The sequence below is a fragment of the Brevinema andersonii genome, from assembly GCF_900112165.1.
Lineage (GTDB): Bacteria > Spirochaetota > Brevinematia > Brevinematales > Brevinemataceae > Brevinema > Brevinema andersonii.
Genome location: NZ_FOKY01000004.1, coordinates 35,192 through 50,944 on the forward strand (window position 1 = coordinate 35,192; position 15,753 = coordinate 50,944).

17 protein-coding genes are annotated in these 15,753 nt (G+C 33.1%); 15 read left to right on the forward strand and 2 right to left on the reverse strand.

Going from position 1 to position 15,753, the window contains the following annotated elements; genetic code table 11:
* Positions 1 to 7: 7 nt before the first annotated feature.
* The 14 genes from BM018_RS03940 to BM018_RS04005 all read left to right on the forward strand — a co-directional run bounded on the left by BM018_RS03940 (position 8) and on the right by BM018_RS04005 (position 12,385).
* On the forward strand, positions 8 to 1,096 hold the full coding sequence (locus BM018_RS03940) for a peptidoglycan DD-metalloendopeptidase family protein (protein WP_092318850.1): 1,089 nt from the start codon (positions 8 to 10) through the stop codon (positions 1,094 to 1,096).
* Positions 1,097 to 1,201: 105 nt separating this feature from the next.
* The gene (rpsF, locus tag BM018_RS03945) at positions 1,202 to 1,489 is read left to right on the forward strand and encodes a 30S ribosomal protein S6 (protein WP_092318852.1); all 288 of its coding nucleotides are present in this window, start codon (positions 1,202 to 1,204) and stop codon (positions 1,487 to 1,489) included.
* A gap of 3 nt (positions 1,490 to 1,492) precedes the next feature.
* A complete protein-coding gene (locus BM018_RS03950) occupies positions 1,493 to 1,969 on the forward strand; it encodes a single-stranded DNA-binding protein (protein ID WP_200778563.1) in 477 nt (158 codons plus the stop codon).
* Positions 1,970 to 1,993: 24 nt separating this feature from the next.
* Complete coding sequence (rpsR, locus tag BM018_RS03955; RefSeq protein WP_407640962.1) at positions 1,994 to 2,383, forward strand: 30S ribosomal protein S18; 390 nt, start codon at positions 1,994 to 1,996, stop codon at positions 2,381 to 2,383.
* A 287-nt stretch (positions 2,384 to 2,670) separates the two neighbouring features.
* Positions 2,671 to 3,120, forward strand: a complete 450-nt coding sequence (locus BM018_RS07600) for a hypothetical protein (RefSeq protein ID WP_143280405.1) — start codon at positions 2,671 to 2,673, stop codon at positions 3,118 to 3,120.
* Between the two features lie 20 nt (positions 3,121 to 3,140).
* Entirely contained in the window at positions 3,141 to 3,599 is a 459-nt protein-coding gene (gene rplI, locus BM018_RS03965) for a 50S ribosomal protein L9 (RefSeq protein WP_092318856.1), read from the forward strand.
* Positions 3,600 to 3,601: 2 nt separating this feature from the next.
* Positions 3,602 to 5,059 (forward strand): replicative DNA helicase, encoded by a 1,458-nt coding sequence (gene dnaB, locus BM018_RS03970; protein WP_159428166.1) that lies wholly within the window; start codon positions 3,602 to 3,604, stop codon positions 5,057 to 5,059.
* 58 nt (positions 5,060 to 5,117) lie between these two features.
* Entirely contained in the window at positions 5,118 to 5,900 is a 783-nt protein-coding gene (locus BM018_RS03975; protein ID WP_092318860.1) for an MlaE family ABC transporter permease, read from the forward strand.
* A gap of 4 nt (positions 5,901 to 5,904) precedes the next feature.
* Positions 5,905 to 6,723 (forward strand): ABC transporter ATP-binding protein, encoded by an 819-nt coding sequence (locus tag BM018_RS03980; RefSeq protein WP_159428167.1) that lies wholly within the window; start codon positions 5,905 to 5,907, stop codon positions 6,721 to 6,723.
* Entirely contained in the window at positions 6,681 to 7,535 is an 855-nt protein-coding gene (locus BM018_RS03985; protein WP_092318863.1) for an MlaD family protein, read from the forward strand. The genes BM018_RS03980 and BM018_RS03985 overlap by 43 nt, the downstream gene beginning before the upstream one ends.
* A gap of 11 nt (positions 7,536 to 7,546) precedes the next feature.
* Positions 7,547 to 8,659 (forward strand): DegT/DnrJ/EryC1/StrS family aminotransferase, encoded by a 1,113-nt coding sequence (locus BM018_RS03990; RefSeq protein ID WP_092318865.1) that lies wholly within the window; start codon positions 7,547 to 7,549, stop codon positions 8,657 to 8,659.
* Positions 8,660 to 8,662: 3 nt separating this feature from the next.
* Positions 8,663 to 9,889: a hemolysin family protein gene (locus BM018_RS03995; protein WP_092318867.1), complete on the forward strand. Its 1,227-nt coding sequence runs from the start codon at positions 8,663 to 8,665 to the stop codon at positions 9,887 to 9,889.
* Positions 9,889 to 11,172, forward strand: a complete 1,284-nt coding sequence (locus BM018_RS04000) for a hemolysin family protein (RefSeq protein ID WP_092318869.1) — start codon at positions 9,889 to 9,891, stop codon at positions 11,170 to 11,172. Before BM018_RS03995 ends, BM018_RS04000 begins: the two co-directional genes overlap by 1 nt.
* Positions 11,162 to 12,385: a class I SAM-dependent RNA methyltransferase gene (locus BM018_RS04005; protein WP_159428168.1), complete on the forward strand. Its 1,224-nt coding sequence runs from the start codon at positions 11,162 to 11,164 to the stop codon at positions 12,383 to 12,385. Before BM018_RS04000 ends, BM018_RS04005 begins: the two co-directional genes overlap by 11 nt.
* A gap of 498 nt (positions 12,386 to 12,883) precedes the next feature.
* Here BM018_RS04005 and BM018_RS04010 read toward each other — a convergent pair whose 3' ends face one another.
* Positions 12,884 to 13,447: a biotin transporter BioY gene (locus tag BM018_RS04010; protein ID WP_092318873.1), complete on the reverse strand. Its 564-nt coding sequence runs from the start codon at positions 13,445 to 13,447 to the stop codon at positions 12,884 to 12,886.
* 71 nt (positions 13,448 to 13,518) lie between these two features.
* On the opposite strand from BM018_RS04010, the gene BM018_RS04015 reads away from it, so the two are divergent.
* On the forward strand, positions 13,519 to 14,283 hold the full coding sequence (locus tag BM018_RS04015; protein WP_159428169.1) for a BPL-N domain-containing protein: 765 nt from the start codon (positions 13,519 to 13,521) through the stop codon (positions 14,281 to 14,283).
* 348 nt (positions 14,284 to 14,631) lie between these two features.
* Here the strand turns inward: BM018_RS04015 and trhO are convergent, their stop codons facing one another.
* Positions 14,632 to 15,531 carry an oxygen-dependent tRNA uridine(34) hydroxylase TrhO gene (gene trhO, locus BM018_RS04020; RefSeq protein WP_092318877.1) on the reverse strand — a complete coding sequence of 300 codons (900 nt, stop codon included), beginning with the start codon at positions 15,529 to 15,531 and terminating at the stop codon, positions 14,632 to 14,634.
* Positions 15,532 to 15,753: the final 222 nt, after the last annotated feature.

A 15,753-nucleotide genomic window follows, 5' to 3' on the forward strand; every position in this document is an offset into this window, starting at 1 on the left:
AGTACTTATGTTGGATACCATATGGGTAATATTGATTCAGTCAAAAAATAATATGACCAGTTTTATTGATAATTTAAAAAAATATTTTATTAAAAATTCTATTCGTTTATTTGCTCATGCTTCAGAGATTGATGTTCCTGGTTTCAAATCTTATTCTATTCCAAAACAAATTACTATGGTAGCAGGGATCCTAGTATTTTTGTTAATGCTGGCGTTTTTCTTTGGCACACAGAGGCCGCTATCCTATAGTAAAATGGGAGATGCGGTTATTACTTCGGTGATTGCAGAGAAAGAATTTAATACGATTGCGCTTCGTAAATCTATCGAAACTAAACAAGATTTAGATATGCTGTCAAAAAAAAAACCATTAGCTTTTGCATTTTATCGGATTCTTCCTGGAGAAAATATGTCTTCTGTTGCACAGAAATTTGGACTTTCTATTTCTACAGTACTATCGTTGAACAGTTTAGATAATGCACATTCCGTTAGAGTTGGTCAGCGTATTTTATTAGCGACCCGTTCTGGTATTATATACAATTCTACCCAAGATGAACCTTTATCTTCGATAGCGGAACGTTATGGTATTTCTTTTGATGACACGATGCTTGTTAATAGTTTGGATTCTACAGATATTTCGGAAGGCAAAACTTTATTTCTACCAGGTGCCAATTTTACTGTAAAAGCCATGGCCGAAATTTTAGGTTATTCGTTTGTGGCTCCTGTGAAACGTTTTCGTTTTACTTCTCGATTTGGTTATAGGCGTCATCCTTTGGGATTAGGGCGACGTTTGCATGCTGGAATAGATCTTGCTGCTCCAACAGGTACGCCTATTTATACTGCACGAGAAGGTCGTGTGATTTTTTCTGGTTCTGATGGAGGGTATGGTTTAATGGTGCGTATTCGCCATCAAAATGGATTTACTACTTATTATGCTCATATGTCGAAGATCCGCGTAAAAACGGGTGATTGGGTAATAGAAAATCAACGTATTGGTGATGTTGGCAATACGGGACGTTCGACAGGACCTCATTTGCACTTTGAAATCCGAAAATATGGAAAACCTGTTAATCCTTTAACACATGGTCTGCAATTGTAATTTAAGTTATTTTATTAAACTATTGACAAAAAAATCAAATTCTATTATAATTTTTTTATTATCGACCTTCTTCCCAGAAATGGGCATGGTCCGAAAGGAGGAAATATGCAGAGAAAGTATGAAATCGCTTTTCTACTCCGCGAAAACGAATATACAGCAGTAATAGAGCGTATTAAATCAGCTCTTGAAAAAGTCAGTGCAGGTCTTCAGTCTGAAGATACGAAAATGGGAGTACGAGAGTTAGCTTATATTTTGATCAAAAATCGTGAGAAATTTCGCCGTGCTTTTTATTATTTTGTTAAAGTGGAAGCGACGCCTGAACAAATACGTAATTTTGAACAAGAAACTAAGTATGATCAGGGTATACTACGTCGTATGATTGTTGCGGAGTAACTTGTGGCTTGGGATATCAATAGAGTAATATTAATTGGCCGTTTATCTAATGATGTTGATCTTCGTTATACGCCCAGTGGTGCTGCTGTTGCTAAATTTGGTCTTGCGGTAGGTGGGAGGCCAAATAGAGAGAATCAAGATTCAGTTTCATTTTTTAATATTGTAGTTTGGAATAAAACTGCCGAATTTTGTGGCCAATATTTGAAAAAAGGTGATCGTATTGCTATTGATGGTCGTTTGGAACAACGTTCTTGGACTGCACAAGATGGCGCTCGGCGTTCTGTAGTTGAAATTATTGCTGATAGGGTTGAGTCATTAGGATCTGCAGGTGTGTCTTATTTTAATAATAACAATAATACTCAAGCAGCACCTAAACCGGTTGCTCCTCAAAAACGAGAAGATGATTATTATGATAATACAGATTTTAACGATGCTCCCTTAGATGGTTATGATCCTTTTGATGAAGAAGTTCCGTTTTAAGTAAACTAATTTTTGGAGAATATTATGTTTGAAGAACAAAAAAAAATTAATCCCCAAGAAGGTCTGGAAGATGCTGGTCAGATCTTAGGAGATTTGAATAAAAAAAATAATCAGGAAAAAGAAGATCGTCTTGCTAGAGAAAATCAAGGACGTATGCCTAAAGATAATCATTTTCGTGGTGGATCTAAAAAGAAATCATTTTTTGCAAAAAAAGTATGTAAATTTTCAACTGGACAAATAGATCCAGCTTCTATTAATTATAAAAATGTTGAACTATTGAAGCGATTTATTATGCCTAGTGGTAAAATTGTTCCACGTAGAATAACAGGAACATGCTCAAAATATCAGCGTATACTTGCTAATGAAATTAAAAAAGCACGTATTTTAGCATTATTACCATTTTCTGCTCGTTAAAGGGTAAAATAATGGAATTTTCTATATTTATATGGGTAATTAGTTTAATCTCATTCTTATTGTCTCACTTGTTAAGACCAATTAATAAATATATTGCTTATAAATTAAAGTCTTTAAACATGCATGCGTATTATTTTTTGGGGTTACTTATATTATTTATTGTTTTATTTTTATATTTGCCGTATGAAAAGGTTTTATGGAAAAACTTAAATACTTATATCCAATTTACTTTTAATGCATTAGATATTTCATTTATATTTCTCATACAAAATATTTGGCATATTATTGTGTTTTTTAGAAATATTTGGCTGGGATTTTTAATTGCATGTTTAAGTATAGATATTGAAAATCTTAATTATCCTTTTACGGGTTCCTATAGAAATATGAAAAAATTTCATCATACCAAAATTTTACTTTTGGTATTTTCATTATTTTTATATTTGGTTTTGCATCAATTTTCATATAAAGGAATATGGAGTTTAGTGCTATTAAATATAGTTGTTTATACAGCTGTTTATTATTGGCACTTTGGGTTTTACACGTTGTTATATATATTTAAACGAAGTCATATTCCTTATCCATTGGGGTTACTTATTTTACTGCTTCCTATTATGATGGCAGGTGAATCGTTTTTTTTACCTTTAGTAGCGTGTGTTGGGATTGGCATTTCAGATATATGGATGGATTACCATCGACGTAATGCAGCTTCTTTGTTATTTACTTTTGAATTAAGATAAATTAAAAATTGGAGGACACTATGAAAGTTATTCTTCTTGAAAATATTCCAGGTTTAGGTCGTGCTGGTGATATTAGAATGGTACGTGATGGCTATGGTAGAAATTATTTAATACCACAAAGATTAGCAGAAATGGCGACTCATAGTCGTGAAAAATATTTAGAACGTAAGAAAGCTTCATTAGCGAAAAAAGCTCAGTTAATGTATGAATCTGCTCAAGAATTGAAAGAAAAATTAGAAGAAATTTCTCTTTCAATTGCAAAAAAATCTAGTGTAGAAGGTAAAATTTTTGGTTCTGTAACAGGTGCTGATGTTGCTTCTTTGATTGCAGAACATGGATTTACGGTTGATAAGAAACGTATTTCTATCCAACATGTTAAAACATTAGGTGAGCATACATTTTCGGTTAAATTGGATGAAGGTGTAACGGCACATATGAATATAACAGTTTTATCTGAAGATGCTGCTATTGTTGGATGATGATGAATTCTGTTGAAAAAAATATACTTGTTTCGCCACACTCTGTTGAGGCAGAACAGGCTGTTTTGGGGGCAGCTTTATCTAATCAAAGAGCTTTATATGCTATTACAGAGTCACTTGTTGAGAGTGATTTTTATGATCCTGCACATCAATCTATTCTTCGTACAGTTGTTATGCTTGAGTCGAAATCTCGGCCTGTGGATATTATATCTGTTACTGATGCACTGACTAAATCGGGAGAGCTTGCTAAAATTGGTGGTCATCATATATTAATTGATTTAGTAGATCGTTATGCGTCTGTAGCTAATATAGAATATCATATTAAGCTAGTTAAAGATTATGCTTTGTTAAGGGCTTTGATTTCTGCGTCCCGTGAAATTATTGATTTGGCAATGAAACGGGAAGATGATGTTGAAACGATTTTAGATAAAGCTGATAGTTTAATGTTTGAAGTTATTGGTAAGCGGGAATCCTCTGAATATAATCGATTATCAGTCTATCTGAAACGTGCTTTAGAGATGGTTGATCAGCGTTCAGCTGCGGGTAATTCACTGATGGGAATTCCTACAGGATATCCTGATATTGATAATCTTACTAATGGACTTTCTAAGGGTTCGCTTATTATTTTGGCAGCACGTGCAGGTATGGGAAAAACAGCTTTTGCTCTTAATATTGCACGTAAATTTCTTCAAACTGTGCCTCATGATCAGGATAATAAATTAGGTGTTTTAATGTTTTCGCTTGAGATGACAGGTGAAGAAATAGCAATGAGATTTCTTTCAGCTGAGTCACTTATACCAATGGACAAAATTAATAAGGCACAATTGACTGTGGATGAAGCAGAATCTCTTTTAGATGCTGCAGGGACTCTTAATCCTTTAAATATTATCATTGATGATACAGGAAATATTGCTTTGAATACACTTAGAGCAAGGGCTCGTGCTGTTATGAGAAAGTTTCCATACCAATTGATGATTATCGATCATATTCAAATAATTTCATTACCGGGAAATACTTATAATGCAAATCGTAATAATATGCTAGCACAAATTACCGGTACTCTTAAAGCTTTAGCGAAAGAATTAGGCATACCTATTATTGCTTTATCACAGTTGTCAAGAGGAGTGGAGTCGCGGCAGGATAAAACACCTCAATTGATGGATTTGAGGGAGTCTGGATCTATAGAGCAAGATGCCGATATTGTTGCGATGTTATATCGTGAAGATTATTATCGAAAAGATTCTCAATGGCCTGGTATTGTTGAATTGAATTTTGCTAAACATCGAAATGGCAAAACTGATATGATACCACTCCGATTTTTTGGAGAAACCATGCGTTTTGAAAGTTTAGATCAAAATGCTCAGTATGCTTATAAAGAGTATAAAAAGAATCAATCTGAAAGTTTTAAGCCATTTCCCCAAAAAAAATATAATCAAGATTATTCTGATCCTGCATTTTAGTTGACAAAACCTATAATTTATAGATAAAATATACAATATACCTTTTTAGGGTTAATTAATGAAAAATATAACGAAAACTTTTGACGGATTTAAGAATTTTCTTGTTGAAATGGGAGAATTTGGTGTATATAGTGTTAAGATATTTAAATCTTTTCCTTCTATTATTCACTATCGTTCGGAATTTTTAACGCAGATTGTTAATATTGGTATTAAATCTTTGCCTATTGTGATTTCTACAGGATTTTTTATGGGAGCAATCTTAGGAATACAGCTTGGTGCTGCGATGAATCATGTTATTCGTGGATCTGCATTTCTTATTAGCGGTGGTGTTTTTCTTGCATTGGTTCGAGAGATGGGCCCTGTTTTAACCGCTTTAGTTGTTGTAAGTCGTGTATGTTCTTCTGTAACAGCAGAAATCGGATCCATGACAGTTACAGAACAAGTTGATGCGTTAAGAGTCATGTCTGTAGATCCTGATGAATATTTAGGAGTTCCACGAGTCTTAACAGGTATGCTTGCTTTGCCGATAATGGGAACAATGTCTATTTTTGCAGGAATTATAGGATCATGGCTTTCTATGTTGTTAGTTCATGGTGTGTCAACACAGATGTTTTTTGATAATGGACTTTCGATTCTTATTTTACGTTTTGTTATCGAAGCATTGTTGAAATTATTACTATTTGGATTGCTGCTTTTGCTTATTGCAACATTTTATGGGTTTCGAACAGTTGGAGGATCAGTTGGCGTAGGAAATGCCACAGTCAAGTCAGTAGTTGTTGGTACCTTTGCTACGATTATTTTAGATTATGTTGCAGGTACATTATTCCTGCTTATCTGGTGAGCTTATGAAAAGTATTATTGAAATTCATAATTTGCGTAAGTTTTTAAGAGATCGATTTGTATTAGACGGTATTAATCTTGAAATTCATGAAAGTGAAACTTTTGTGTTGCTAGGCCAGAGTGGCACAGGAAAAAGTGTTTTACTTAAACATATTATTGGATTAATGCAGGCGGATTCTGGGACCTTATTTATTAATGGTCATGATATGACAAATGCTTCAGAAACTGAATGGCGCAATATCAGGAAAAATATAGGAATGTTATTTCAAAGTGGTGCTATTTTTGATTCTTTAACGGTCGGTCAAAATTTATTGTTTGTTTTAGATCATTTGATGCCTCATATGTCTTATCCTGAAAAAGAAGAAAGAGTTAGTTATTGTCTTAAAGTTGTTGGACTAGAAGGACTTGAAAATATTATGCCTGCTGAGTTATCCGGTGGTATGCGTAAACGTGCAGCATTAGCTAGAACTATTGCTACCAAACCTGATATTATTTTGTTTGACGAGCCTACGACAGGGTTGGATCCTATTATGACTGCAGTAGTAGATGATCTCATTCTTGATGTAAAAAAAGAATTGGGAACTACTTTCATTGTGGTTACTCATGATATGGCTAGTGCTATGAGGGTTGGTGACCGATTAGCTCTTCTTTATAAGGGTCAAATTAAATTTTTAGGTACTAAACAGGAAGTTGAAAATACAGATAATCCCTATATGGTACAGTTTATGAATGGGGATTCTAAAGGTCCTATGACGGAAAATCAAATTGTTGGAGATACAACATGGCTACCATTAAAAGAGAAAAACCCAATTACACAGCAATAGGTGCGTTTTTGTTTATAGGTCTTGCTCTCATTCTAGTTGGAGTAGTTTTTGCCGATAAATTGGTCTATAAAATTAAAGGAGGATATCCTTTATATGTTACGTTTAATAACGTGGATGGACTGTTAGTTGGTTCGAAGCTGAAAATAGGATCTGGTAAAGAGATCGGTCAGGTTGATAAAATTGATGTTGACGGGTCTACATTAATTCTAACGTTGGTTGTTGAAAAAAAATATAAAATTAATCAGGATGCTAATTTTCAGATTTTTTCCAGTAGTTTAGTAGGCGGAAAATTTATAGAAGTAGTTAATTATACTGGTAAATCACCGCATTTGGAAGCTGAAACTACTATTAAAGGAATTGATCCATTCTCAATTAATCAAGTGTTTTCAATGTTAGGTTCTTTTATGTCAGGCGATTCTGCTGATGGATTGGGTAGTAATGTAAATGGTATTTTTTCGTCTATAAGTACCACTGCAAATACAATAGCGCGTATGGTAGAAGATAATCAGACAAATGTGGATGTAGCTATGGAGAATTTAGCATCAGCTTCTGTGAAACTTAATAGTTTAGCGTATTCCTTGGATAGGAAACTCAATCTTTTAAGTGATAAAGATTTTGATAAAATTATTAAAGATCTGGAAAGTAGTCTTTCAGAATTGAGTGTGTTCATAAAGGCTGTAAATGCTGCTGATGCTCCTCTTTCGGTACTCAAAGATCCTGCTATTAATCACAGCATCCGTACTATTGTTACTAACTTAGAAGACACTACTGAACGTGTTAAGAAAAAGCCGAGTTTATTGTTTAGAGGCTAAGGAGGAACACAATGATTCCGTTTGTTGATCTGAAAGTGCAATATCAAGCTTACAAAGAATCTATTAATGCGCGAATTCAGAATGTTTTAGAAAGAGGAGATTTTATTTTAGGTCAAGATGTTCATGAATTGGAAGAAAAAATGACAGAATATGTAGGTGCATATACTGTCAGTGCATCATCAGGAACAGATGCGTTACTTATTCCTCTTATGGCTCAGGATTTGCAGCCTGGAGATGAAATTATTACAACACCGTTTTCATTTTTTGCTACTGTAGAAGTGATTCTATTATTGAAATTAAAACCTGTTTTTGTTGATATTAATTCGAATACTTGTAATATTGATACTTCTAAAATAGAAGCAGCTATTACCTCTAAAACGAAAGGTATTATTTCTGTGTCGTTGTATGGTCAAACGTCTGATCTTGATGCAATAAATGATATTGCACGGAAATATAATATTTTTCATATGGAAGATGCGGCACAAAGTCTTGGAGCTGTCTATAAGGGGCAGATGTCGGGCAGTGTTGCTGAAATGTCTGGTACATCGCTTTTTCCAGCAAAATCTTTAGGTGCTTATGGAGATGCAGGATTAATGTTTTTCCGTGATAAACAATTTGCCAATGAGTGTCGTATTTATATGAATCATGGGCAAGAATCGCGTTATAATCATAAATATGTTGGAATTAATGGCCGGCTGGATACACTACAAGCTGCTGTTACGTTAGCAAAATTTGAGCATTATGAGGAAGAACTAAATAAAAGACAAGAACTTGCTGATTTTTACAATAAGGCATTTAATAATACAAGTATTGAATTTGTTGAACGGTCTAAATTTACTGATAAACATGTTTGGGCTCAATATTCGATTAAAGTTAAAAATAGAGAATCTTTTGCAATTTACTTAGCCAATAAGGGAATCCCTACTGCAGTTCATTATCCTAAACCTTTGCATTTACAGCCCGCATTAGGGTTTTTAGGATTAAGAGAAGGTTCATTTCCTGTCGCTGAAAAAATATCTAAAGAAATCATCAGTTTACCTATGCATGCATTTATCTCTCTTGAAGCAAGAAATGTAATAGCAGATAATGTTATCAAAGCATTGGAGCACTCTTCTGAAGGGTAAGACATGAATGCAACATTTTTACTAGTTTTAGCTTTAGTATTAATGGCTGCTTCTGCATTTTTCTCGGCATCCGAAACTGCATTTTTTTCGTTAGACGAGTTGAAAATCAGAAAATTTAAGCCTTCAGATGCGCGTCATATCCGTAATTTATTAAAAAATGCTACTATATTATTAGTAACGTTACTCACAGCAAATACTATTACTAATATATTATTAACAACAGTTTTAAGTGCATGGCTTGAAGCTAAGGGTTATCATTTTTCATTTTTAGTATCTACTCTTATTGTATCGGGAATTATTATTCTTTTTGGAGAAATACTACCTAAAGCTGTTGCGACAGCACAAGGAGTAAAAATTATTCCCTATGCTGTTTTTCCTGTTTCTTACTTGATTCGTGTTCTGGATTTTATTATTCGGCCGCTAAATCGCTTATCAGAACGATTTACACAATATTTTCAATTTCTTCTCCCTGAAATGGATAATAAAGAAGATAGACGTACAGCATTATATAATGTGGTATCGCGTGGTAAATTCTTAAAACAAGAAGAAAAATTGTTAATTGCTCGGATTCTTTCGCTGGCTGAAAGAAGAGTAACTGCCGTGATGACGCCAAGACCTCGAGTTTTTTCTATTGATGAAAAAGCAACTTTAGAGCAACTAAAAAATGATCTTTTACCGGAACAGCATAGTAAAATTCCAGTATATAAAGATCAAGATAGTCAAGTTATAGGAGTTATTTATTTTGAAGATATCGCGATAAACTTTCGTGATTCTAAGTCGTTAAATCTTAATATTAAAGATTTTATTCGGCCTATATATTTTGTTCCTGAATCAAAAACGCTTGCAGAACTCTTAGAAGATTTTCGTAAAAAACATATTCGGATTGCTGCGGTTGTTGATGAATATGGTGATTTTCTTGGTATTGTAACGTTGAGTGACATTTTAGCAGAACTTGTTGGCGAGGTGGTTGATGAGGATTTTGAAAAGGATATCGTTCAATTATTACCTAATCGTTACTTTGTGAAAGGGGAAGTTTCTCTTTTGGAATTTAATGAAGAGTTTAAAGTAAATCTTGTAAGTGAAGAATATGAAACGATTGCTGGATATTTGATAGAACAAGCCGGTGGAATTCCCCCTTTATTTTACAGCTATGAGCATGATAATCTCGTGTTAACAGTTCGTGAACGTACGGCAACCCGAATTGAAAGTTTATCCGTGAGGATTAAGTAATGATCGATTGGCATCTGGCAGTGGAGTATTTTGGTTGGTCTATGTTTAACTTAGCTTTGAGTGGTTTTTTAGGTGGCAGTGAAACAGCATTTTTATCATTAAATCGAATTTTCCTATATGCTCGTCAAGAAAGCGGTTCTCTGTCCGCAAAAATTTTAATTTTCCTTGTAGAACGTTCAACATTGTTTGTAACGGCGATTGTTATTGCCAATAATGTAACATTGATTTTAGGTACTTTATATATTACTCGTATTCTTATTGAAGTATTTCATGTGTCACTATTATGGACTACAATTTTGGGAGCAGTCATTACAACTCCGTTTCAATTAATCATAGGTGAAGTATTGCCTAAATCTTTTTTTCATCCGTTTTCTAATCTTTTGTCTTATAAATTTTCTTTTATTTGGATTATTATTTATTTTGCCTTGCTTCCTTTATCTTTATTTTTTAGAGGAATTTTATTTGTTTTAAGCAAAATTTTTGGCGTGAGCAGTAAGGATGAACAAGGATTTGCTCAAAGTGAATTCCAAGATCTGTTGGATGTGTCTCTAAAAAGTGGTGCATTAAATACAGGTGAACGTGAATTTATCAATAATATTCTGGAATTCCGTGATATCCGTGCACGTGAAGCGATGACTCCTTTGTCGCAACTTGTTTGTGTTGAGCAAAGCGAAACAGTACAACGTACACTTGATATTATGAAAGAAAAACAAGTATCTATATTGCCTGTATACCATTCGCGTATTGATAATCCAATAGGAAGGGTGAGAGCAAAAGATCTATTAACTGCTATGCCGAATGAGCCTGTTTTGAATTATGTACAAGAAGTTTTTTTTATTCCGGCTACAGCACATTTGGAAAAAGTATTAATTCAAATGCAGCGTCGTCATCTACCTTTAGCGTTTGTTGTTGATGAGTATGGTGGTATTGTTGGCGTTTTGAGGGTTGAAGATATTGTTGTTGAGATTGTTGGAGAAGTAATTGAAGAAGGTGAGATTGATTTTCTTATTAATCCTGACGGTTCTGTCTTTGCTGATGGTTTGTGTGATATTGATGATTTGTTCGGTATTCTTAAACTTGTTATCAATACTGATGAAGTCAAAACTTTAGGAGGATTTATTATGGAAAAATTGGGTAGAATGCCTCAAGTGGGTGATGTTATTTTTTATAAACCTTGGTATTTTTCTGTTCAAAGCTTGCGGGGACGCAGTATTGAAAGAGTTATTATTTCTAAAAATAAACCAAAATCCCATATTCAAAATGAGTCTGAGAATGGAATTTAGCGGTAAAGAATCACGTCGATTAAAATCCGTGGATCGAGAAGAAATTGTTCGCATTCAACGTTTTGTTAGTGAAGGTCCTGCATTAGCTTACGATAGTAATGGAAAAGTTTTGTTTGTACGTTATGTGCTTCCTGGAGAATTAGTACGTGTTAAAGTATATAAAGAAGCTAAAGATTATGCAATGGCAGATCCTTTGCAGATTGTTGAACCTTCACCGTTACGCATAAAACCTGAATGCCCATATTTTAGCTTATGTGGTGGCTGTGACTATCAAATGATCGACTATAAAGAGCAGATATCTCTGAAAAAGCAATTAGTTGAAAAAATATTTTTTCAAATAACAGGACAAAAAATTCTATTAACAGGAATTTTAGAGTCCCCTTTGCATTTTAGATATAGAAACAATATGACTTATAAAGTAACCCCTCATAAAAAAACAGCAGGATTTTTTCGCAAAGATTCTAAATCAGTTGTTGATATAGAAAAATGTCTCTTAGAAATGCCTAAGATAACAGAAGCATTTTGTTCGGTAAAAATGCAGAATTCTAATGAGTTACCATTTCCACCCCACAATTTTAAAGTCCGCTCTTCGACAATAGGGGATACTTCTGTTTATTGGATTCCATCGAATTATCCTGATACCCATGTTTATGAAGAAATTACAGTTTATGGAAAAACTATTCGTTTTAAGATTTCGAAAGATAGTTTTTTTCAAGTTAATTCTTTTCTTGTACCTCTGTGGCTGGAAAAAATTATTTCTTTTCTTGATCAGTCACATAATGAGCGTATTATTGATTTGTATTGTGGTATAGGCCTTATTACCTTGTTTGTTTCTTACTATGCGCGTGAAACGATAGGTGTAGAAATTGCAAAATCATCGGTATTGGACGCAAATTCTAATTTAGAAATCAATGATATTAAATCTAATGTCAAATTTATCTTAGGAGATGCAGGAGAGATACTTTCTGCGATAGGTTTTGCAGATGTGATTATTGTTGATCCGCCTCGAGCTGGAATGGACGAGCAAACCAGGAATTTGCTTTTGCAGCATTTGCCTAAAAAGATTATATATTCTTCTTGTAAAGCCTCAACAATGGCACGTGATATTGATATATTATCGTCTCATTATGAGCTTCAGGAATTATGGCTTGTTGATATGTTTCCTCAAACATACCATGTTGAACTTTTAGCTCTTTTGGTACATAAAAGTTAACAAAGTGATAAGTATTTTTGATAATATATCATCAATACCTAAAATATAGAAATTTGTATATTGCATAATCTGATCAAGCTTATGCAATGATCAATATAATAATTTTTATTTTTCGTAAGGATTACTATTCTCCTCTTATGTGAATTTTAAGAAATATATTTCTAAATTTTTCAAAAATATTGAATGCTTTTTAAGCAGAGATGAAATTAGTTGTTTTAAAGGATACAAAGTTAGTTTGTTACAAATGAAATATTTATAATAAACTAGTAAATTAAAAATTTACCTAAAGTATCTCCCAATAGTGTTTCAAATTTATAAATGTATTGATTAACCTATAGACTATAAATAGTATTAATTTATTTTTAGCATATAATGCCATCAAGCGTTTTAGTTAATTATTTCATATTTCTGTAACTTTTAATAGATCAATAGAAACTAGAAAATTATTGTAAAATAGTTCCATATTTTTACATATGGGACTATTTTTATTAATTGTATTTATATTCTGGAAAAAATCTTATATACACAGGTTACGACTAAAATGCTTGCTAATATTGCTTTGATAGTATCACCGATGATAAAGGGATATAATCCTACTGATAAAAGTTGTTCTGCAGGAACAAATAGTGAGAGTTGCATCAGTCCAAAAGAGTATGTAATGATTTTCCCTAATAATGTTAAGCTTATAGTTATAGGTAAGGAGTTTAAGCATCCTTTATCACTGAAATATCCTAAAATATAAGCTGTAGGTATAAAGCCAATAAGATATCCCCCTGAAGGGCCTAAAACACTATGAAGACCAAATGCTCCTCCGGCAAATACTGGCAATCCACAAATACCTTCGAAAAGGTAGAGTATTAATGAACTAGCTGCAATATTTCTACCAAGGGCGAATCCTACGATAGTAACTCCTAAAGTTTGACCTGTTATGGGTACTAGAGGCAAGGGAATAGTCAATTGTGCTAATAGTGCGACAATTCCAGAGCCAATGATGGTTTTTATTATAGCAGCTAAAGCGGTTCGTTTTAGCATCCAAGTTTTGACTTGAGATAACATTTCCATACGTTTTCTCCTTGATTTTTATATTCGGCTACAGTATAATAGTTTTTACCAAATTTGTCAAGGAACGAACTGTGGAAAGAAAAATATTGATTTACGGTGATGAAGGTACTAGTATTTTGGGAGTTCATTCTTTCCAGATTGCTTGCTCGGAAATTCTTAAGCTACCTTGTGAAATAGTAGACAGTAACTATATTGTCTCCCAAGACTGGTATCATCATTATGCCTTAATTATACCTGGTGGGGAGGATATTCCTTATTGTTCCAAACTTAACGGAATCGCAAATACAAAAATCAAAGAATATGTTAGGAATGGGGGATTTTATTTGGGAATTTGTGCAGGAGCTTATTATGCTTCTAAAACAATAGAATTTACTGGTGAATCTTATCAAGTTTTTCAGGAAAGAGAATTGGCATTTTTTGAAGGCGTTGCTAGAGGTTCGTTGCTGGAGCTTACAGGTGGTTATCATTTTAGTGAGTGTTCGCGTTCAAAAGCGATTGTTAATATTAGATTTTTAGATAAAATTATTCCTTGCTTTTATCATGGAGGTCCATATTTTGATGGTGCTGCTGCTGACCAAATTTTAGGTTATTTTCTGGATTTGCGTCCTGCAATTATTCATAAAAATTATGGTAACGGATCTTATTTATTATCTGCTGTTCACTTTGAAAATCAGTTAATACCTTATCGTAAATTTTTACAAGAATCTTCTTTAGAATGCATAGATATTCTAAAAGAAAATTTAATTTGTTTCTATTTAGCACATAAGAGTACTTTTATAATTTGGGAATTTATTGCAAATATCATGATTTCCCAGCAAACAGTTGAATTTACGTAAGATTATGATTTTTAGAAATAAAATCAATAGAAAAATATAAAATTACTTACAAGTAAATTTTAACATCATATATAGTTTGAAATAGAACATGTAAAATATTAAATGTAGAAAATCTCTCGGAATTATAAAGCTATTGACTAAAATTTTTGACAAAGAAATTGTTTTTGTTTTCCGGGAAAGCAAAGAAAAAATGTTATTATTGATGAATCCGATTGGGATTAGAAGAAATAAATAGAATTCAAACAGTGCAGGATTGTATCTAATTCATCAAGATCAGGCTTTGATCCCCATTTTGTCATTAATTCTGATGTTCTAACAATTAAAGGGTATTTTTTAATTCCAAAAATATTATCTAAAACAGCATTGTCCTAAATCCATTTGTTTTTTTCTTTCGCTAAAACTTTGAAGTTGCAGTTTTGTGGTTTTACCATAACAATAAGGACACGAAACTCCTTTGTTATAAAAAGGTGATGATAGATCTTCTGAGTTGAGGGGCATTCTACAGGCATAGCATTGTTGATAATTTCCCGGAACTAAACCATAACCTACGCTAACACGATAGTCGAAAACAAAACATTCTCCTTGCCATAAACCTTCGGATTGAGGTATTTCTTCCAGATACTTCAAAATGCCACCCTTGAGATGGTATACTTGCTTTCCAATGCCTTTAGTGACTGCATAAGAAGTGGATTTTTCACAGCGAATCCCGCCTGTACAAAACATAGCAATTATTTTATTTTTCCATGCATCACGATGAGCTTCCAAAAACTCCGGAAAATCAACAAAACATTGTGTGTTTGGATTAATCGCATTTTTAAAAGTACCAATCATATATTCGTAATGATTCCGAGTGTCTAAAATCACTACATCAGGTTGCTGAATAAGCTTATGCCATTCTGTGGGAGATAAATAGAATCCTCGGTGCTGCTCAGGAATGAGATTTTCTACACGCATAGTAACGATTTCTTTTTTGATTTTTACTTTCATACGATAGAAAAGCACTTTATTTTTATCAGCAAATGATTCTTTGTATTCCATTTGGTCAAATCCTAGGTTCAGCAGTAATTGTTTCAAACTGTCAATTGCTTGCCGGGAACCAGCTATAGTACCGTTTATTCCTTCATTTGCCAATAATAATGTACCTACAATATCATGGTTCTTGCAAAAAGTGAGTAATGTTTGTTTATATTCTTCTAGAGAGGTTAAATTTTTGAATTGATAAAGAGCTGCAATAACATTTTTTTCCATGTGGTATACCTCCAGTAATTTAGGGTAATGATTTTTAATGTGATTTTAGCAGGAAAAGAGATGCATAATGAATCAATACAAAACTACAATATTAAAGCAGAGTATATCATAAAATCTTATTTTTTGCAAATAAAACATTTTTTTATAATTATGGTAAGCAATTAAGTGGATCAAATGATAACTATCTAAAAAGAAAAGCAAAAATATTGTAAATTTTGAACA